18 protein-coding genes are annotated in these 18,437 nt (G+C 66.7%); 7 read left to right on the top strand and 11 right to left on the bottom strand.

Annotated features, from left to right (window positions below; all coding sequences use genetic code 11):
• Positions 1-193: 193 nt before the first annotated feature.
• The 5 genes from G6N34_RS23235 to G6N34_RS23255 all read right to left on the bottom strand — a co-directional run bounded on the left by G6N34_RS23235 (position 194) and on the right by G6N34_RS23255 (position 5,224).
• Positions 194-1,270, bottom strand: coding sequence for an ABC transporter ATP-binding protein (locus G6N34_RS23235; protein ID WP_085151431.1), 1,077 nt, complete (start codon positions 1,268-1,270; stop codon positions 194-196).
• On the bottom strand, positions 1,267-2,007 hold the full coding sequence (locus G6N34_RS23240) for an ABC transporter permease (protein ID WP_085151459.1): 741 nt from the start codon (positions 2,005-2,007) through the stop codon (positions 1,267-1,269). Before G6N34_RS23240 ends, G6N34_RS23235 begins: the two co-directional genes overlap by 4 nt.
• A gap of 83 nt (positions 2,008-2,090) precedes the next feature.
• Positions 2,091-2,963, bottom strand: coding sequence for an ABC transporter permease (locus tag G6N34_RS23245; protein ID WP_234812851.1), 873 nt, complete (start codon positions 2,961-2,963; stop codon positions 2,091-2,093).
• Positions 2,956-4,074 (bottom strand): ABC transporter substrate-binding protein, encoded by a 1,119-nt coding sequence (locus tag G6N34_RS23250; RefSeq protein WP_085151433.1) that lies wholly within the window; start codon positions 4,072-4,074, stop codon positions 2,956-2,958. Before G6N34_RS23250 ends, G6N34_RS23245 begins: the two co-directional genes overlap by 8 nt.
• 172 nt (positions 4,075-4,246) lie before the next feature.
• On the bottom strand, positions 4,247-5,224 hold the full coding sequence (locus tag G6N34_RS23255; RefSeq protein ID WP_085151434.1) for an esterase family protein: 978 nt from the start codon (positions 5,222-5,224) through the stop codon (positions 4,247-4,249).
• A gap of 265 nt (positions 5,225-5,489) precedes the next feature.
• Between G6N34_RS23255 and G6N34_RS23260 the strand changes: the two genes are divergently transcribed.
• The 3 genes from G6N34_RS23260 to G6N34_RS23270 are packed head-to-tail and all read left to right on the top strand — an operon-like array spanning position 5,490 to position 8,552.
• On the top strand, positions 5,490-6,119 hold the full coding sequence (locus G6N34_RS23260; RefSeq protein ID WP_085151435.1) for a TetR/AcrR family transcriptional regulator: 630 nt from the start codon (positions 5,490-5,492) through the stop codon (positions 6,117-6,119).
• A 31-nt stretch (positions 6,120-6,150) separates the two neighbouring features.
• Positions 6,151-7,734, top strand: a complete 1,584-nt coding sequence (locus tag G6N34_RS23265) for a phytoene desaturase family protein (RefSeq protein WP_085151436.1) — start codon at positions 6,151-6,153, stop codon at positions 7,732-7,734.
• A 14-nt stretch (positions 7,735-7,748) separates the two neighbouring features.
• On the top strand, positions 7,749-8,552 hold the full coding sequence (locus tag G6N34_RS23270) for a HugZ family pyridoxamine 5'-phosphate oxidase (RefSeq protein WP_085151437.1): 804 nt from the start codon (positions 7,749-7,751) through the stop codon (positions 8,550-8,552).
• A gap of 183 nt (positions 8,553-8,735) precedes the next feature.
• Here the strand turns inward: G6N34_RS23270 and G6N34_RS23275 are convergent, their stop codons facing one another.
• Positions 8,736-9,659, bottom strand: coding sequence for a TIGR03564 family F420-dependent LLM class oxidoreductase (locus tag G6N34_RS23275; RefSeq protein WP_085151438.1), 924 nt, complete (start codon positions 9,657-9,659; stop codon positions 8,736-8,738).
• A gap of 26 nt (positions 9,660-9,685) precedes the next feature.
• On the opposite strand from G6N34_RS23275, the gene G6N34_RS23280 reads away from it, so the two are divergent.
• From G6N34_RS23280 to G6N34_RS23295, 4 genes are all read left to right on the top strand, one after another.
• Complete coding sequence (locus G6N34_RS23280) at positions 9,686-10,108, top strand: TIGR03668 family PPOX class F420-dependent oxidoreductase (protein ID WP_234812852.1); 423 nt, start codon at positions 9,686-9,688, stop codon at positions 10,106-10,108.
• A gap of 36 nt (positions 10,109-10,144) precedes the next feature.
• Positions 10,145-11,041, top strand: a complete 897-nt coding sequence (locus G6N34_RS23285; RefSeq protein WP_085151439.1) for an LLM class flavin-dependent oxidoreductase — start codon at positions 10,145-10,147, stop codon at positions 11,039-11,041.
• Positions 11,032-11,511: an SRPBCC family protein gene (locus G6N34_RS23290; protein WP_085151440.1), complete on the top strand. Its 480-nt coding sequence runs from the start codon at positions 11,032-11,034 to the stop codon at positions 11,509-11,511. The genes G6N34_RS23285 and G6N34_RS23290 overlap by 10 nt, the downstream gene beginning before the upstream one ends.
• Positions 11,512-11,596: 85 nt before the next feature.
• Positions 11,597-13,195, top strand: coding sequence for a class I adenylate-forming enzyme family protein (locus G6N34_RS23295; protein WP_163645480.1), 1,599 nt, complete (start codon positions 11,597-11,599; stop codon positions 13,193-13,195).
• Positions 13,196-13,279: 84 nt separating this feature from the next.
• On the opposite strand, the gene G6N34_RS23300 is transcribed toward G6N34_RS23295, so the two are convergent.
• From G6N34_RS23300 to G6N34_RS23320, 5 genes are all read right to left on the bottom strand, one after another.
• The gene (locus tag G6N34_RS23300) at positions 13,280-14,689 is read right to left on the bottom strand and encodes an HNH endonuclease signature motif containing protein (RefSeq protein ID WP_163645482.1); all 1,410 of its coding nucleotides are present in this window, start codon (positions 14,687-14,689) and stop codon (positions 13,280-13,282) included.
• Between the two features lie 196 nt (positions 14,690-14,885).
• The gene (locus tag G6N34_RS23305; protein WP_085151900.1) at positions 14,886-15,809 is read right to left on the bottom strand and encodes an alpha/beta hydrolase; all 924 of its coding nucleotides are present in this window, start codon (positions 15,807-15,809) and stop codon (positions 14,886-14,888) included.
• The gene (locus G6N34_RS23310; protein WP_085151901.1) at positions 15,806-17,320 is read right to left on the bottom strand and encodes a flavin-containing monooxygenase; all 1,515 of its coding nucleotides are present in this window, start codon (positions 17,318-17,320) and stop codon (positions 15,806-15,808) included. The genes G6N34_RS23305 and G6N34_RS23310 overlap by 4 nt, the downstream gene beginning before the upstream one ends.
• 4 nt (positions 17,321-17,324) lie before the next feature.
• Complete coding sequence (locus G6N34_RS28145; protein WP_163645484.1) at positions 17,325-18,044, bottom strand: SDR family NAD(P)-dependent oxidoreductase; 720 nt, start codon at positions 18,042-18,044, stop codon at positions 17,325-17,327.
• Positions 18,041-18,436 (bottom strand): nuclear transport factor 2 family protein, encoded by a 396-nt coding sequence (locus G6N34_RS23320; RefSeq protein ID WP_085151903.1) that lies wholly within the window; start codon positions 18,434-18,436, stop codon positions 18,041-18,043. Before G6N34_RS23320 ends, G6N34_RS28145 begins: the two co-directional genes overlap by 4 nt.
• Between the last annotated feature and the right edge of the window lies 1 nt (position 18,437).

The following is an 18,437-nucleotide window of genomic DNA, read 5'->3' on the forward strand; positions in this document are numbered from 1 at the left end:
CAATCGTAGGTCGTCCCGTCACTGGCCGCACACGCTCTGACCCTGCTCGGCGCCGCCGCGAACTCCATTGCGCGCAGGACGATTTGCTGACACTGGTAGCTGTTGAAAGAGCAACCACGGCACGCCGAGTTCTCCAACATTGCGCATGTTTGCGCAACCGCTCCTGTTCACGCTTCTGACGAGACCGCGAAGATCAAGGAGCTGATCGCCGCCCTCGGCGGCTAGGGCCCGCGACCACCAGCACGGGCGTGGGATCGATCCGCAGACGCACTCGCATACCCGTGGCGAGCCGTCTCGCACGCCCGCCCGAGGTCTGAGCGATCAGTCGAACACCGCCTCGCAGTTGAAGTTTCACGCGCGAGATGGATCCGAGGAAGGCAATCTCGACGACCGTCGCATCCCCCTCGGGATCGGGGGTGACGTCGATGGCCTCGGGTCGTACCAGCGCCGTTCCCGGCCCTGACACCGAACCGGGCAGTGCGGGGACGACGGCGCCGAGCACCTTCACAGCGCCGTTGACGGCGCGCGCCGGGATGCGGTTGCTCAAGCCGACGAAGTCGGCGACGAATGGTGTCGCGGGGGCTGCGTACAGGTCGACGGGTGCGGCGATCTGCTCAAGCCTGCCCCGGTTCATCACGCCGACGCGGTCCGCGATCGCCAACGCCTCCTCCTGGTCGTGCGTCACGAACAGGGTCGTCGTCCCCACCTCCGACTGCACCCGCCGGATCTCGTCGCGAAGTTGTACGCGCACCTTGGCGTCCAGCGCGGACAACGGCTCGTCCAGCAGAAGCACCTGGGGCTCGATGGCCAGGGCACGCGCCAACGCCACACGCTGCTGCTGTCCGCCCGACAGTTGGCTGGCGTACTTGTCCCGCTGCGCGGACAACCCGACCAGGTCGAGCATTTCGGCCGCGCGCGCGTCGCGCTTGGCCTTGGACGCACCCCGCACCTTCAACCCGAACGCGACGTTGTCGAGGACGGTCAGATGCGGGAACAGGCTGTAGGCCTGGAACACCATGCCCATGTCACGTCGGTTGGGCGGAGTGGCGGTGACGTCTCGGCCCCCGACCGCGACGCGCCCGGACGTCGGCTCGTCCAGACCGGCCAGAATCCGCAGTGCCGTGGTCTTACCGCATCCCGACGGTCCGAGCAGGGCGACCAGTTCCCCCGGCGCCAGGCGCAGCGTGAGGCCGTCGAGAGCCTTCACGGTGCCGAACACCCGGCTCAGGTTCACCAGGTCGACGGCGACTCCGGCGCGGCGCGGGCTCATCGCGGCACTCCCGTCGGCAGGTCGGCGTCTTCCCCGGCGTCGACACTGCGGCCCCGCCGCAACCGCTTGGTGAGCACCGACAGGCCCAGGAGCAGGACGAAGCCGAACAGCAGCACCGCCAGTGAGGCCGCCACCGAGGTCGGTCCGTCGCTCTTGCCGATGGCCACGATCTGCACCTGCAGGGTCTGGAAACCAGACAGCGACGCGATGGTGTACTCGCCGAGCACGACCGCGATGGAGATGAAGGCCGCCGAAACCACACCGGAGAGGATATTCGGCACCACAACGCGCAGGACCGTGGTGGGCCACCCCGCCCCCAGCGAGCGGGCGGCCTCCGACAGTGTCTGCAGGTCGATCGACGACAGCGCGGCGTCGAGTGCCCGGTAGGCGAAGGGCAACACCACGATGACGTAGACGAAGGTCAAGGTCAGCGCGGACTCGCCGAGCAGGTAGTTCACCCACAGGTACACGTTGCGCAGCCCCACCACGATCACCAGTGCGGGAATGGTCAACGGCAGCAGGCACAGGAAGTCGATCAGCCCCTTGGCCCACGGCGCGCGCAACCGCACCCAGATCATCGTCGGCAGCAGGAGCAGCAACATGACCACCACGGTCAGCACCGACAACAGCAGCGAGACGACGATCGCCGAGTACAGCGCATCGTCGGCCACCAGGTTCGTCCACGCTGTGAGCGTGCGGCCCTCACCGCGCAGGTTCCGCGTGGAGAAGTCGGCCATCGCGTACAGAGGAAAGAAGAAGAACAGGGCGAACGCCGCCACCAGCACGGCTCGAAATACCGTGAAGCCTTGGATCTTCGGCTTCACTGCAGCCACCTCGCGGTCCGCCGCGTCAGCACGTGATAGCCGATCATCACCACTGCGACGACGACGATCATCTCCAGTGCGAGCGCGTAGGCGAAGCCCTCCTGCCCCAGGACGACCTCGCTGGTGAGCGCCGACCTGATCAACAGCGGCACGATCGGGCTGCCCTGGCTGACCAGAGCGGCTGCGGTCGCGTACGCCGCAAAGGCGTTGGCGAACAACAGCAGCATCGATCCGAAGAACGCCGGCGCCAACAGTGGGAAGCCCACTTCCCGCCAGTACTGCCACGGCGTGGCGCCCAGGCTGACGGCGGCTTCGCGCCACTGCGCGCGAAGGCCCTCGAGGGCGGGCAGGAAGACGATGACCATGAGCGGGATCTGAAAGTACGTGTACACCAGGATCAGACCGGGCAGGCTGTACAACCATCCGTCACCGGCCAGGTCCAACCCCAAGTGCTCGGCGGCCCACACCGTCAGGACGCCGTTGAGGCCGATCGTCGCCAGGAACGCGAAAGCCAGCGCGACACCACCGAATTGGGCCAGCACGCTGGACAACGCCAACACCACCCGACGCAGCGTCGACTCGACGGGCCTGCCCACGAACAATCCGGCCAATGCGGCACCGAAGACCGCGCCGATCACGGCCGTCGCGGCGGACAGGACGATGCTGCGCCACAACGCCGTCAACGCCGTCGCCGAGAAGAGTGCGCCGACGCGCTCGAACGAGAAGGTGCCGTCGAGGTAGAACGCGCTGACGACCACCGTGACGGTGGGGATGATCAGGAAAATCCCGACGAACACCAGAAACGGCAGCAGCACCAACGCATCCCGCAGGCGTCGCGCGACCCGGGGGGCGTCGACGACGTCAGCCAATTGCCTTGGCCCAGTTCTCCGCCAGGTACTTCGCCGCGACATCGGTCTGTTCCTTGGTCGGCACCGTGACCGGACCGTCGATGGCCGGCAACCGGTCGAACGCCTTGGGGTCGAATGTGGTGGCGAAAATCATCGCGTCTGCGCGAACGGGCCGAACCCCGCTGGCCGCGAACAGATTCTGCCCCTCGTCACTGAAGAGGAACTCCTGCCACAGCCGCGCTGCCGCGGGATGCGGCGCGTCGGCGTTGATCGCCTGGTGGTAGTAACCCGCCACGGCGGCATCGTTGGGCACGAAGATGCGCCACGTCGGCTTCTTCTCGCTCACAGCGCCGTTGAGGTAGTTCCAGTCGATGACCACCGGGGTCTGCCCGGACTCGATGGTCGCGGGTGTCGGGTCGACCGGCAGGAAGTTCCCGATCTCCTTGAGCTTGCCGAAGAACTCGACGCCGGGTGCGATGTCGTCTGCGGACCCGCCCTGCGACAGGGCCACCATCAGAACACCGGAGAATGCGGCACCGGCCTGGGTGGGATCGCCGTTGAGGGCGACCTTGCCCTTGAACTCCGGGTCGAGCAGGTCGTCGATCGCGGTGATCTCGGGAAGCACCGCCGAGTCGTAGCCGATCGACATGAACCCGCCGTAGTCGTTGACCCATCTGCCGTCGGGATCCTTCATCCCGGGTTGGATCTGGTCGAAGTGCGTCACCTTGTAGGGCGCGAACATCGACGTGTTGGCCAGTGCGACCGCCTGACCCAGATCGAAGACGTCGGGCGCGGTGCTCTTGCCCTTCTGCTGGATCGCCGCGTTGATCTCCTCCTGCGACGAGGCCTCCGGCTGAGCCGAATTCACCTTGATCCCGTACTTGTCGCTGAAGGCCTTGATGATCGCGCCGTAGTTGGCCCAGTCCGGCGGGAGCGCGATGACGTTGAGCTCACCCTCGGCCTGGGCCGCCTCGATCAGCTTCTCCATACCGCCGAAATCCGCCGCCGAGGTCGCCTCCGACGCGCCACCGTCCTCGGCCTTGCGCTCGGGGGGTGCACAGGAGGCCAGCCCCAGCGTCAGCACAGAGGCCGCCGTCGCGGCGAATGCGCCGAGGTGCCGAGGTGTCGTCATGACCCAAACCTTCCAACGAGCACGAGACCGGGTGGTGTCGCGGGGTTTTCCACTGCTTGAACTGAAACCGACATGTTCGCGCGAAAGGTCCCGTTGCACAAGGGCAACGGGACCACAGACACGAAATCCCCCAACTGTGCGTTGGGGGATTCCGTGTCTGGTCAGCTCACGATCAGAGCAGGTGAGCCTGCAGATCGGGCTTCATGGCCTGCAGCTCCCGGCCCCAGTACGCCCAGTTGTGCGTGCCGTTCTCCGGGAAGTTGAACACACCGTTGTGGCCGCCCGCGGCGATGTAGTTGTCGCGGAAGGTGATGTTGGTGCGAATGGTCAGACCCTCGAGGAAGGTGGCCGGCAGGTCGCCGCCGCCCAGTTCGTTGGGTGTGCCGTTACCGCAGTAGATCCAGATGCGGGTGTTGTTGGCCACGAGGCGGTCGATGTTGACCATCGGGTCGTTGCGCTTCCAGGCGCTGTTGGGGTCTTCGGTCTTGCCCCACATGTCGTCGGCCTTGAAGCCGCCGGCGTCACCCATCGAGATGTTGATCAGGAAGGGCCACCAGCCCTCGGACGGGTTCAGGAAGCCCGACATCGAGCCCGCGTAGGTGAACTGGTTGGGATGCCAGATCGCCAGCGTCAGCGAGGCCGAACCGGCCATCGACAGGCCGACCGCTGCGTTGTTGGTGGAGCGCACGCCGCGGTTGGCGGACAGCCACTGCGGAAGCTCCGAGGTCAGGAAGGTCTCCCACTTGTAGGTCTGCGTCGGTCCCTTGTTGCGGGCCGGTGCGTACCAGTCGGAATAGAAGCTGGACTGACCGCCGACGGGCATCACGATCGACAGCCCGGAGTCCAGGTACCACTCGAAGGCCTGCGTGTTGATGTCCCAGCCGTTGTAGTCGTCCTGCGCCCGCAGGCCGTCAAGCAGGTACACGGCGGGCGAGTTCTCGCCGCCGCTCTGGAACTGAATCCGGATGTTCTTGCCCATCGAGGGCGACGGCACGTCGAGGTACTCGACGGGCAGTCCCGGACGGGAGAAAGCACCTGAGGTCGCCGACTGTCCGGCGATACCGATCAAGCCGGGCAACGCGGCCGTCGCGACGGCGGCAACGCCAATCCGGCGGGCCCATTTCCCACGCAGGTTCTGAACGAATTTCATACTTGTATCCAGCCAATCTGTGTGTACGACGCAGTTGTCGCCGTCGTGTAGTTCCCGCCGTACCGCAAAGCGGTCGACGATCTATTCATCGCGGTCAACGACCATTTCATTACGTCTGCGCACTGATGCATAGTTCCCCTCGCCCGGTGACCCTACAGGGCGACTCCTCGATTCGATAGTCGAAAGCACCTGTTCTACGGCGCGTCGTCCCGCCTTCGAGCGCGCCGGTCGTGACATTCCCAGGCGCGGCGGTTAGCGTGGCCGGATGCCCCGACCTGCGCAAACAGCCCGAAGCGAACGCACGCGTGAGGCGTTGCGGCAGGCCGCGCTGGTGCGTTTCATGGCGCAGGGCGTCGAGGAGACGTCCGCCGAGCAGATCGCGGCCGATGCCGGAGTTTCGCTGCGGACGTTCTATCGGCATTTCGACTCAAAACACGATCTGCATTTCGTCGGCTATGACGCAGGACTGCAATGGTTCCGCACGGCGTTGCTGGCCCGTCCCGCCGACGAACCGGTGATGGATTCGGTGCAGGCCGCCATTCATGCATTTCCGTTCGATGACGCGGCCGTCAGAAAGATCGCCGAACTGCGCACCGCCGAGGTGGATCCCAATCGCATCATTCGTCACATTCGCCAGGTTGAGGCCGAATTCGCAGAGGCCGTCGAGGCCCGCCTGACCCGCACCCATGCCGCGACGTTCGAGCAGGTGGCGGACGCCAGGCTGCACATCTCGGTGGCCGCGCGCTGCATCGCCGCCGCGGTGTTCGGCGCGATGGAGGTGTGGATGCTGCAGAGCGGCCCAGGCGCCCCTTCGCTGGATGAGTTGTCCCGAATGTGCCAAACCGCCGTGACATCTCTGGAAACCGGCATCCTGGCACCCCTTGTTTTGTCATAATTGACAAAACTTGCACGCGGAGGGGTGAACCGTGTCCGAACAACTCTCGGAATTCGACGCGATCGTGATCGGCGCGGGACACAACGGCCTGACGGCGGCCACGCTGCTCGCGCAGTCCGGGCGCCGCACCGTGTGCCTGGACGCCAAGCTGTACGCCGGCGGCATGGCCTCCACCGTCGAACTCTTCGACGGTTACCAGTTCGAGATCGCCGGGTCACTGCAGTTCCCCACGTCGCTGGCGGTGAGCCGCGAACTGGGCCTGGACACCCTGCCCACCGTCGACCTCGACGTGATGTCAGTGTCGCTGCGCGGCGTCGGCGACGATCCCGTCATCTATTACACCGACCCCATGAAGCTCCTGACCCATCTCAACGAAGTCCACGGCGCCGACGCCGTCAACGGGATGGCCGGCCTGATGGCGTGGAGCCTGGCGCCCACGCGCGCACTCGGACGCTTCGACGCGGGGCAGAAGCCCAAGACCTTCGACGAGATGTTCGCCTGCGCGAGCAACGCCAATGAGCACGCGGCAATCAACGACGTGCTGTTCGCGTCAGTCACCGACGTGCTGGACCGCCACCTTCCCGACAAGGAGAAGCACGGCGCGCTGCGCGGAATGTTGGCCTTCCTCGCGGTCAACACCACCTATCGCGGCCCCGCAGTCCCGGGCACCGCGGCAGCCTTGGCGTACGGCCTGGCGGTGCCCGACGAGAACGCGGCGCTGATGAAGAAGTTGCGCGGCGGCATTGGGGCGCTCACCACGCATCTGCGGCAACTCTTCGAGGACGCGGGCGGGCAGTTGAGGCTGCGCAACCGGGTCGACGAGATCCTGGTGCGCGACGGTCGGGTCACGGGAGTGCGCACCGAGCACGGTGAGGTGCTGTCTGCGCCGGTGGTGATCTCGAGCCTGGCTCCGGACCTGACCGTGAACACCCTGGTCGACTCCGCGGCCGTCGCACCAGAGGTGCGGGAGCGGTTCACCCGCATCGACCACCGCGGCAGCTATCTGCAGATGCATTTCGCGCTCGAGGAGATCCCCCGGTTCGCGGAACCCTACGAGATCCTCAACGATCCCGAAATGCAATCCGCCATAGGCTTATTCAGCACCCCCGAGGAACTGCAGCAGCAGTGGGAGGACAGCAGGCGCGGCATCGTGCCCGCCGATCCCGCGATCGCACTGCAGATTCCGTCGGTGCACGACCCCGACCTCGCGCCCGCGGGCCGGCACGCGGCTTCGGCGTTCTCGCTGTGGTTCCCCATCGAGGAGCACGACGCCAGTTACGGCGAGTTGAAGGCCGAAATGGGTCAACGAGTGATCGACAAGATCACCCGCATCGCCCCCAATTTCGAGAAGTCGGTCATTCGGCACACCACGTTCACGCCCAAGCACATGGGCACGATGTTCGGCGCGCCCGGCGGCGACTACTGCCACGGCCTCCTGCACTCCGATCAGATCGGGCCGAACCGGCCCGGACCCACCGGATTTCTCGATCAACCGCTCGGGGTGGCGGGCCTCTACCTCGGCGGCGCCGGGTGCCATGGCGGTCCGGGTATCACCTTCATCCCCGGTTACAACGCCGGCCGGGCCGCCGTCGAGGAGGGCCAGCCGCCGGGGTGACGTATCGTGCGGCCATGGCCACTCGCGACCATGGCGACCCCGGCGACGCGCCGTCTGTTCCGCCACCGCTGACTTCCATCGCCAACTCGACCCGCCCGTCGGCGGCCGAGGAGGCCCGCACGATCGTCGCGTCCACCAACACCGGCACGCTGGCGAGCCTCACCGAGTCGGGCGACCCGTGGGCCTCGTTCGTCACGTACGGCCTGCTGGACGGCGCACCCGTGCTGTGTGTGTCGAACATGGCCGAACATGGCCGCAACCTCGCCGGCGACCCGCGCGCCAGCATCGCGATCGTGGCCGCGGCCACCGAATCCGACCCCCTCGCCAACGCACGAGTGACGCTGGCAGGCGTCGTCGAGAAGCCCACCGACGCCGAACGCGACGCGGCACGCGACGCCCACATCGCCGCCGTCCCGGCCGCCAAGTACTACGTCGACTACAGCGACTTCGCCCTCTGGGTGCTGCGCGTGCAGCGCGTGCGGTGGGTCGGCGGCTACGGTCGAATGGATTCGGCTGCTGGACAGGACTATTCACTGGCCGAACCGGATCCCGTCGCACCGCACGCCGGGGGCGCGATCGCGCACCTCAACGCCGACCACGCCGCCTCCCTGGCGCTGATCGCGCGGGCTCTCGGCGGCTATCCGGACACCGACACCGCGGTGTGCACGGGCGCGGACCGTTACGGGCTCGACCTCAAGGTCACCACGCCGCGCGGAGTGGCCTACACCAGGATCGGCTATCCCGAGCCGCTGCATGCACCCGACGAGATGCGTGCGGCGACAGTGGATCTGGTGAACCGGGCCCGCGCCGCGGGCTAGGTTGTCCGGCACCGAAGATCCCGTGCCGAGGGTCACCCGACCCCAGGTCGGCTCAGCCGGACCCGCGCTCCGGTCCCCCGCCGCAGCAGCGCCTCAGCTCAACCGGCCCGTCCGGTCCCCCGCCGCAGCAGCGCCTCAGCTGAGCCGGCCCGCCGGTCCCCCGCGCCAGCGCCTCAGCTCAGCTCAGCCGGCCCAACGCCGCAGCAGCGCCCGAGTCCTGGCCCGACCCTCCGGATCGGGGTCGAACGTCGCGGCGACGAACTCGTCGACTCCCGCGTCCCGCAGCCCATTGAGGCGGTCGATGACCACGTCCTCGTCGCCGATGAGCGCGGCGTCCTCCGGGCCGGCATACCCCTCACGGTCCAGCATCGCGCGGTATGAGGGCAGGTGCCCGTACGTCGCGAACTGCTCAGCTGCCACCGAACGCGCCTTGTCGGCGTCATCGGTCACGCTGATCGGCAGCGAGGCGACCACGCTCACCTCCGATTCGCGACCAGCCTCGGCGGCCGCCGCACGCAGGACCGGCCCGACGTGCTCGGCGAGCGTGCGGGGCCCGGTCATCCAGGTCATCGTGCCCGCGAGACGACGCCCCGCGACCTTGAGCATCTGCGGTCCCAGTGCTGCCAGGTAGACCGCCGGTGGTGTCGCGTCCGGGATGACCAGTGCCCCGCGGGTCGTGACCGTCTCGCCGACCGCGTCCGCACCCTGTCCGGCCAGCAGGGGCAGCAGACCATCGAGGTACTCGCTGATGCGCCGAATCGGCTTGTCCCAGGGGATGCCCCACATGCCTTCGGTCACCACCCGGTGCGTCATGCCCAGTCCGAGGATGAACCGCCCGCCCGCGATCAGGTTGAGGGTCAGCGCGCGCTGTGCCATCAGCATGGGGTGCTGGTTCTGGATCGGCAGCACACCGGTGCCGATCTCGATCCCGTCGACCTCGCGGAAGGCCACCGCCAGGACCGTCAGCAGGTCCCGCTCGTAGGGCATCTGCGAGCACCACATCCGGCTGAAGCCTTCGGCGTGCAGTTGGGCGGTCTGCTCGACGAAGGCGTCGACGATCGTCTGCCCCTTGGCGCGGGCCGGATAGTCCAAGATGCTGATCTGCATCGGCTCACGGTACCTACCCTGGTGAGGTGCCCGAGGCGATCTCCGACGATGCCCTCCGCCGGTTCGCCGGCGCCCGGATCGCACGCCTGGCAACCGTAACGGCCGAGGGTCTGCCGCATGTGGTCCCCGTGGTGTTCGCGGTCGACGGCGACATCGTCTACACCGCGGTCGACGGCAAGCCGAAGTCGACCACCCGCCTGCGTCGACTGGCGAACATCGAACGCAACCCTGGGGTGAGCGTGCTGGTCGACCACTACGACGAGGAGTGGTCGACGCTGTGGTGGGTGCGCGTCGACGGGATTGCCGCACTGCACAGCGCGGACGCGGCCGCCCACCACGGCCGCGACCTGCTGCGGGCGAAATACCCTCAGTACCGCACCGTCTCGCTCGACGGCCCGGTCATCGCCATTACGGTGCGGCGCTGGTCATCGTGGTTCGCCAACCAATGACGTGACATTTTAACGTCGCTCTGTAAAGCTTTCTCGGTGACTTCATCGCTGCCGCGTGGGCTTGGCTTATGGGCCGGGTTCCTCGATCGACTCCCCGCCGCCGATGCGGTGGCCGGCGCGCGCGAGCTTGAGGCCGCGGGGATCACCACAATCTGGCTGCAGGAGTACAGCGGGGTCGACCCGTTCGTGCGCGCGGCACTGTATCTGGGCGCGACCTCACGGTTGACGGTCGCCCTCGGCGTGGCCACGATCCATGCCCGCGACCCCGAGGCCATGGTCGCGGCGGCCAGCACGCTGCACGAGGCGTTCCCCGGCCGGTTCGTGCTCGGTCTCGGCGTCAGTCACCGGCATCTCACTGAATCGCGCGGCCACAATTACCGTGCGCCGCTCGAGACGATGCGGACCTACCTGGCCGACATGACGGCCGTCGCGCGACGACGCACCCTGCCGCCGATATTCCTTGGCGCCCTCGGGCCCCGCATGACCGAACTCGGCGCGCACCTGACCGCCGGCGTGCACAGCTACTTCTCCCCCGTCGAGCACACCGCGGCCTCGCGCGCCGCTGTGGGCGAAACCGCTTGGCTCGCACCGACCCAACTGGTCTGCATCGGGGCAGCAGAAGCCGAGTGGCGCGAACCGATCCGCGAGTACTTCGGCCTGTGCCTGGGAATGCCGAACTATCGACGCAATCTGGCACGATTCGGATTCTCCCCGGACGAGTTGGAAGCCGTCGACGACCGGTTGATCGATGCTCTCGCGGTTCCCGACACATCGTCCGAGTTACGCGAGCGAATCGAGCAGCACCGCGTGGCAGGTGCCGATCATATTGTCCTGCAGTTCATTCCCCCACCGCGAGCCGACGTTGTGCTGCGCCGGGTGGCCGAACTCAACATCGTCGAACCGAACCAGGAAGGACATCTTCAGTGGGCGTAGTCACCACCACGTCGTCGACCACATTCCCGTACCCGCCCGAGGTGGTGTACGACTTCGTCACCAATCCGGCGAACTGGACCAAGACCTATCCCGGCAGCAACTACGTCGGCAACCTCGACGATCTCCCGCTGAAGGTGGGCGACACCTGGGAGGAGGCCGGCGCCGACGGCGGCCAGATCTACACCTGGCACCTCGCGATGGCGACGCGGCCGAAGCTGTGGATGTTCACCTCGGTGGGACGACTGGGCCACGACCGAGACGGCAACGGTGGCGTCGAGGGCCGCATCACGGTGCAGTACCACTTCACTCAGCCTGGGCCGGACACGCTGTTCACCCGGACCATGACGATCGAGGCCTACCGTGATTCCCCGCTCCCGGATCGGCTTTTCCGCGTGGTGAATCCGGCATACATCGACCGTTACCACGATGCCATCGCCCGGGAACTCGCGGCGGTACCGGCGGTCGGCTGAGGTCTGATTGCGCGCGACACACCCTCCCTCACCGGCCGATGCCGCACGGTTTCGCGCCGAAGGCCGCTGGCGTGAGGCGCAGTCGGTGGGCCGGCACCTCGCGGAACTGGCCAGTGGAGGAGACCGCACCGCTCTGATCGACGACACGGGCACGTGCAGCCATGCTGAGTTGGCGGGGTTGGCCGACCGCGTCCGCGCAGCGTTGGTGCACGCCGGGGTCCGTCCAGGGGATTCTGTCCTCGTGCTGACACCGCTGCGCATTGGTGCGGTGGCGGCGATGCTCGGCAGTCGGCTGGCGGGGTGCGTCACGGTATTGGTGGACCGCAGGGCGGGCGCGGCCGATGTGGCCGCCGCGTGCACGTCCCTGCCGGCGCGCGTGATCCTGGCGTACGACGCGGATGCCGAGAGATTGAGCCTCTCGACGTACGGCCAGGTGCTGCCGGTGGAGCGAATCCTTCTGGCAGGGAGCTCCTCTGATCCCTCGGATCCTTCCGGCCCCTCTGAGCCTTCCGATCCCTCGGATCCTTCCGGCCCCTCTGAGCCTTCCGATCCCTCTCATTCCTCCGATCCCCCTGACTCTTCCGATCCCCCTGACTCTTCCCATCCCTCTAATCCCTCCGAGCTTCACCTCGGGCCCGACGATGTTCTCCTCGACCCCGACACACCGAACCTGGTGCTGTTCACCTCTGGCACCACGAGTGCGCCGCGCGGCGTGCTGCACACCCTGAACAGCCTGCGCTGCGGCACCCAGAACATGGTCGATACTTTGGACCTGCAGGCGGGCGACACCTTCCTGTTGTCCAGCCCGCTGGCGAGCATCACCGGCGTTCTCCAGATCGAGTCGGCGCTCATGGCGCACGCGGGTGTCCTACTGGCGGAGAGGTTTTCACCCGAGGACGCGTTGGAGTCCGTGCTGCGGCATGGAGTCAGCGTCATCGGTGGGGCGCCGATCATTTCCGAGACGATCTTCGCCGAGTGTGACCACCGCGGGATCACGAGGTTGCCGCTGCGCTGTATTGCGCTGGGCGGGACGATGATCGGCCCGGCTGTGCTTTCGGCCGCCGAGCGGTTGAACGTCGGTTATGTGCGGGTCTACGGCTCCTCTGAGGTGCCGTTCTCGACTGCCACCGAGTTCAATGACGATTCCGGTCATGACGGCGCACCTCTACCTGGTGTCGATGTGTCCGTCCGCGCTGAGGGACCCGACGAGCTGTTGATTCGCGGGCCGCATCAGTTCCACGGATACCTCAATCCCGCGGACAATGTGAATGCCTTCTGCGACGGGTGGGTGCGCACCGGGGACCAAGCTGAGGTTGCCGGTGGCCGTGTCCGAATCACCGGACGCCTCAAGGATGTCGCTGCGCGTAAGGGGTTGAAGATGTCGCTGGCCGAGATCGATGCCGCAGCAGCAGTTCTCGGTGAGTGCGCGGCCTTCGCCGTCCCCGACCCCGTGACAGGTGAGCGTGTGGCGCTGGCGGTTCGCGCTTCTGTTGCCTCCGACCTGAGCTTTGACGACGTGGTCGATGCCCTGCTCGCCACCGGCCTAGCCCGCTGGAAGCTCCCCGAGCAAGTCGTGGCGTGGGACGGGGAGTTCCCCCGCACCGCCAGCGGCAAGATCATCCGCCGCGACCTCGCCGACGAGCGCCGGCACCTGCGCACCCTCTACGCGCCTCGACTGCGTTAGTTGCGGTCGCGCCCCCTCAACTCCCGCCGAAGCCCGGCTCGGACGGCCTCGACTGCGCCGGGCCGCCCCGGGTGCCCCGGCGGCTCAGTTGCCGTCGGGGTCATCGGCTCCCGGTTGGGGTGACCCGGGCCGCCCTTCATTGCCCTCCTGGTAGGGGTTGAGGAGGTTTTCGGGGTGGTGGTGGTCGTTGACCCGTGGTCCACCGTTGTCGAGGTGCGGTGGGGGGATCCATTCGCAGCGGCCGTCATCGCGGATCCGCGTGGTCCATTTCTCAGGTTCTGGGCCGACTTTGCGGTTGTCGGTCCCGCAGGCCAACGTGAGTTCGTTGACGTTGGTTTCTCCGCCCTCGATCCAGTCTTGGGCGGCGTGATGGACCTGGCATTGGTAGAACGAGGCGGTGCACCCGGGGGCGGAGCAGCCACGCTCCTTGGAGAACAGCACCAGGCGCTGGGCGGGGGTGGCGATCCGCTTCGCCCGCCCCAGATACAACGCCTGCCCGTCATCGTCGAACACCGACAGGTAGTGGAAGGCGTGGGAGGCCATCCGGATCAGGTCACGCATCGGCAGCAGAGACCCGCCGCCAGTGATCCCGAACCCCGCCCCGGACTGCAACTCCTTCAAGGTTGTCGTCACCACCACCGTGACCGGGAGGCCGTTGAGTTTCCCGAGCTTCTTCGACGCCAGGATCGTCCGGCCGCCGGCGAGCAGAGCGTCGTGCTGGCGTTGAGCTTTGGTGCGGTGATCGGCCTTGATCTGTTCCTCGGTGGGCCTGCCGGTGACACACGGGTTCTCGTCGTCGGGGTTGCACATCCCGGGGGCGGCGTTCTTGGCCATCACCGGCTCCCAGACCGCCCAGGCTTCGGGGGTGAGGTGTCCACTGACTCGGATGAGCCCGTCAGCACCCTGTTTGCCGAAGGTGAGGCCGCGGCGGCGTTGGATGTCGGCGTCGTTGAACGACCCATCGGGATCCAACCACAACAGCATCCGATTCAGCGCGGCTCGAAAGTCGGGCACCCCCAGGGTGGAGGCGTGTTCGGCGGCCAACTTCTCGGCCTCAACCCGGGCGCTGAGATCCACATGATCAGGCAACGCCTTGAAGAACTCCCGGCAGCTCTTCACATGTGCGGGCCCCACCCGGCCCTCAGCGACGGCGGCGGCGACGTGGGGCATCACCGGTTCCAACACCTCACCGGTGAGAGCGTGCCGCGGACTCAACACTGCGGCGTCGGCGACGCGCTGGCGGGCCTCTTCGGCGGGGATCCGTAACCGGTGTGTCAGGACTTTGGTGACCTTGTCGCCGCCGAGTTCCTCGGGCCCGCACTCCTGCAGGCGTGCAACGAGTTTGTGGTCGACGGCCGCGTCGGACCAACCCACCTTCTGTAGGCGTTCCATCACCGTCAGCACCTGCAGTGCGGAGAGGCCATCGACGGACGCGGCGGCGAGGCGGGCGTGGACGGCCTCAAGCTCTGAGAGCAGGTCGGCCACCGAGGTCATATTCGAACACTAGTTCGGTCCACCGACAAAACATGTCCCGATGTGGCTGGAGAAACCAAAGGGCCAGAAGGGATTTACCCTCCCGGCCAAATTCGCTCATAGGCGGGCATTTCAGACACCCACCTCCCAGGAGCAGCACGCGCCCACCGAGCAGCACCGCCCCCAGCGCCGCACCACTTCACACCCCGCGCAACGTTCACACCCCGTGCAACGCCGTCCTCAGCGCCGCACCCTGGAGGTCAAACAACTGTCTGCTGACCTCCCACTGCGGCACCAGAGAGTCAAACCCGTGGCACGTGCCCGGGAAGACATGCAACTCCACACTCACACCGGACCACATCAACCGCAGCGCGTAGTCGATGGCCTCGTCCCGCAATGGGTCGAGTTCCGAACAGGTGATCAGCGCTGGCACAAGCCCATCAAGCGACTCCGACCGCGCTGGCGCCGCTGCGACAGACACCGACCCCGAAGGCACATAGTGCTTCCACATCTGTTGTGCGGCAACCCCGTCAAACCCCGGCGTGGTGGTGAACTCCTCCTTGGACGGACTCGGCCGGTCATCGAGCACGGGCTGGTGGAGCAGCTGGAACACAATCGGCGGAAGGGAACCGGCCGCAGAGCACTGCGCCAACCGGGCAGCTAGCGCCCCACCAGCGCTGCTGCCAGCCACCGCGATGCGGTCGGCATCCACACCCAGCGCCGTCGCGTTCTCAACCAACCAGCCCAACACCGCTGCCGCATCGTCGAATCCGGCCGGGAAGGGATTCTCGGGGGCCAACCGGTAGTCGACCGAAATCACCGTGCACTCAGCAAGGCGCGCAAACTCGGCACACTGCCGATGATCGGTGTCAAGGTTGCCCAGGACGAACGCCCCACCATGGCAGTACAGCACCGCGGGGGCGGAATCATGCCCACCACGGTAGATCCGAATGGGTACCACGCGACCGCCATCGACGGCCACCACGTCGTCGACGACGGCAACCCCCGGGGTCTCAAGCAACTCGGCGATCTCACGCCGACGCGAGTCCAGCGAGGCACGCACCGTTTCGAGCACTTCGGGTGCCAGGTTGGTGCGGAACTCGGCGAACGGTCGCAACGAGGGCGCCAATCGCGAGATCACGAGAGCGCCGCCGAATGCGACGAGACGACGATGGGCCGCACGTCGGGAATAGCCGAAGGCTCGAAGCTGTAATCACCCGGACGGAATCGCCGGGTCATGGCCCAGAACACCCGAGCACTTCGAGGCCACTGCGTGACCACTCGACCGTTGGCGGCTCGAAAGTAGTTGCTGCACCGCGTCGTCCACACTGTGCCGACCATCCAGCGATCGATCTTGGCGATGTAGTCGGCGGTCGCAGAACGTCGCACGGCCACATAGGACTCGCCCCTGCGCCGCATTCGTTTGAGAGCCTGCACGATGTAACGGGCCTGAGCCTCCAGCACGAAGATCACGCTGTTGGAACCCACGTTGGTGTTGGGTCCGTAGAGCATGAAGAAGTTCGGGAACCCTGGCACCGCCATACCCATGTATGCGTAGGCGCCGTCGCGCCAAGTGTCGTGCAACGAGACCCCGCCCTCGCCGCGCACCTCGATCTGACCCAGATAGTCCGCGACGGCGTACCCCGTCGCACAGACCACCACGTCGACGTCGAGTTCGGTGCCGTCCTCGGTGACCAGAGTCCTGGACCGCAGCGCCCGCGCTGGCGAGGACACGACCTCGACGTTGGCGCCCGCCAAAGTCTGCAGGTAGTCGGTGGCGAACACCAACCGCTTACACCCGAGCGGATGATCCGGTGTCAGCCGCTCACGCAGGTCAGCGTCCGGAATGAGGGCCTCCAACTGCTTCAAGGCAATGGCCTTGAACTCCTGCGTCTTATCGCTGCCGTGCTCGATCACCGAGATGTTCTTCTCGCTGCGCAGCCAGAGCCTGGTTCGGTAGATCCGCTTGGCCAACGGCACGTACTTGAACAACCATCGCTCGCGATCGGTGTACGGGCGGTCGGGCTTGGGCAGGATCCATGTGGGCGAGCGCTGCACGGAGTACACGTGTGCGGCCTCCTTCGCGATCTCAGGAAGCACCTGCGACGCAGTGGATCCGGTGCCCAACACCGCGACGCGCGCACCGGCCAGGCTGACCGAGTGATCCCACTGCGCGGTGTGCATCACCGTGCCCGAAAACGGCTCCTCCTCCACGAACTCGGGGGTGAGTGGCTGATTGAACACCCCCACCGCCGACACCACCACGTCGAACGTGTGCTGCTCGCCGGTGGCCGTGGTGAGCTGCCAGGTCTTGGTATCGCCGTCCCATGAGGCCGACACGATGTCCGTGTTCAACCGCAGGTGCGCGTCCAGGCGGTGTCGCCGGGTGCATTCCTCGAAGTACCGCAGGATCTCTGGCTGACCGGCCCACAGCCGGGTCCAGTCGGCGTTCAGATCGAAGGAGAACGAGTACAGGTGCGATTTCACGTCGCACGCCAGACCGGGGTAGGTGTTGGTTCGCCAGGTGCCGCCGACACCGTCCTCGCGGTCGAAGATCGTGAAGTCCTTGAACCCCGCCTTCTTCAGGAACACTCCGAGGGCCAGCCCGCCCGGGCCGGCGCCGATGATTCCCACCGAAAGACTCTTGGCCACAGTGTCATCCAATCCGCAGTGTCTGGCCGCCGTCGACGACGAGTTCTGAACCGGTGATGAACGACGCCTGCTCGGAGAGCAGGAAGGCCACTGCGTCGGCGATCTCACCCGGGGTGCCCAGCCGGCCCGATTCAGCGAGCCTGGCCTGCGTGCGTTCGTCGAGCATCGGAGTCTGCACCGGGCCCGGCAGCACGGCATTGACCCGGATACCGTCGGAGGCCAACTCGGCGGCGGTGATCTGGGTCAGTCCGCGCAGGCCCCACTTCGAGGACCCATAGGCAGCATGGTTCGGGAAGGCGCGGACAGCGCCCGTGCTGCAGGTGTTGACGATTGCCGCACCAGAGGCCTCACGCAACGCGGGCAGGCACGCCTGAATGCCCAGGAACGGGCCCAGACAGTTGACTCGCCACGCACGTTCGAATCCTTCGGCGGTCTCGTCTGACAACGACGCACGTTGCAGCACACCGGCGTTGTTCACCAACGCCGTCAAAGAACCGAACGACGACACGGTCCGCGACACCGCGTCCTGCCACTGGGACTCGGAGGTGACGTCCAACTCCACAGCGATCACACCGTCGAGTCCTGCGACACTGGCGGTGAGTTCGTCGCTCGAGACATCACACGCGGCCACCCTGAACCCATCCCGGACCAGGCGCGCGGCGATCGCCGCACCTTGCCCGCGGGCGGCGCCGGTGACGAGAGCGACAGGCCCGGAGGCCGTCACTGCTGGTCCTGCGGTGAGTCGGAAAGGCCGTCTGGCGTGAGGAACTGACATCGGCGGCGACGGAACCGCCAGCGTCCGTCCACCTTTACGAGGTCGTCGTCGTACAGGGCGGGACGCATGGAGTGACTGGCGGCGTCGACGAAGAGCACCTGTGTCGTGGCGGTGGCGGAGTCGCCGTCGATCCGAACCCGGGACACCCCCGTCAGATGCATGCCACGCGGCGCACGGGTGAACATCTTTCGCACGCGCTCAGGTCCCACGAGAGTCTTGCCGAACACAAGATACTCGGAGTCCTCCGTGAACAGCCCGACGCAGCCCTCGATGTCGTCGGTGTCGAGGGCCAGCGCGTAGTCGGCGATCAGGTCGCCGATCGCCTCGCGGTCAGAGGTCATC

The sequence above is a fragment of the Mycolicibacterium confluentis genome, from assembly GCF_010729895.1.
Taxonomy (GTDB): Bacteria; Actinomycetota; Actinomycetes; order Mycobacteriales; family Mycobacteriaceae; genus Mycobacterium; species Mycobacterium confluentis.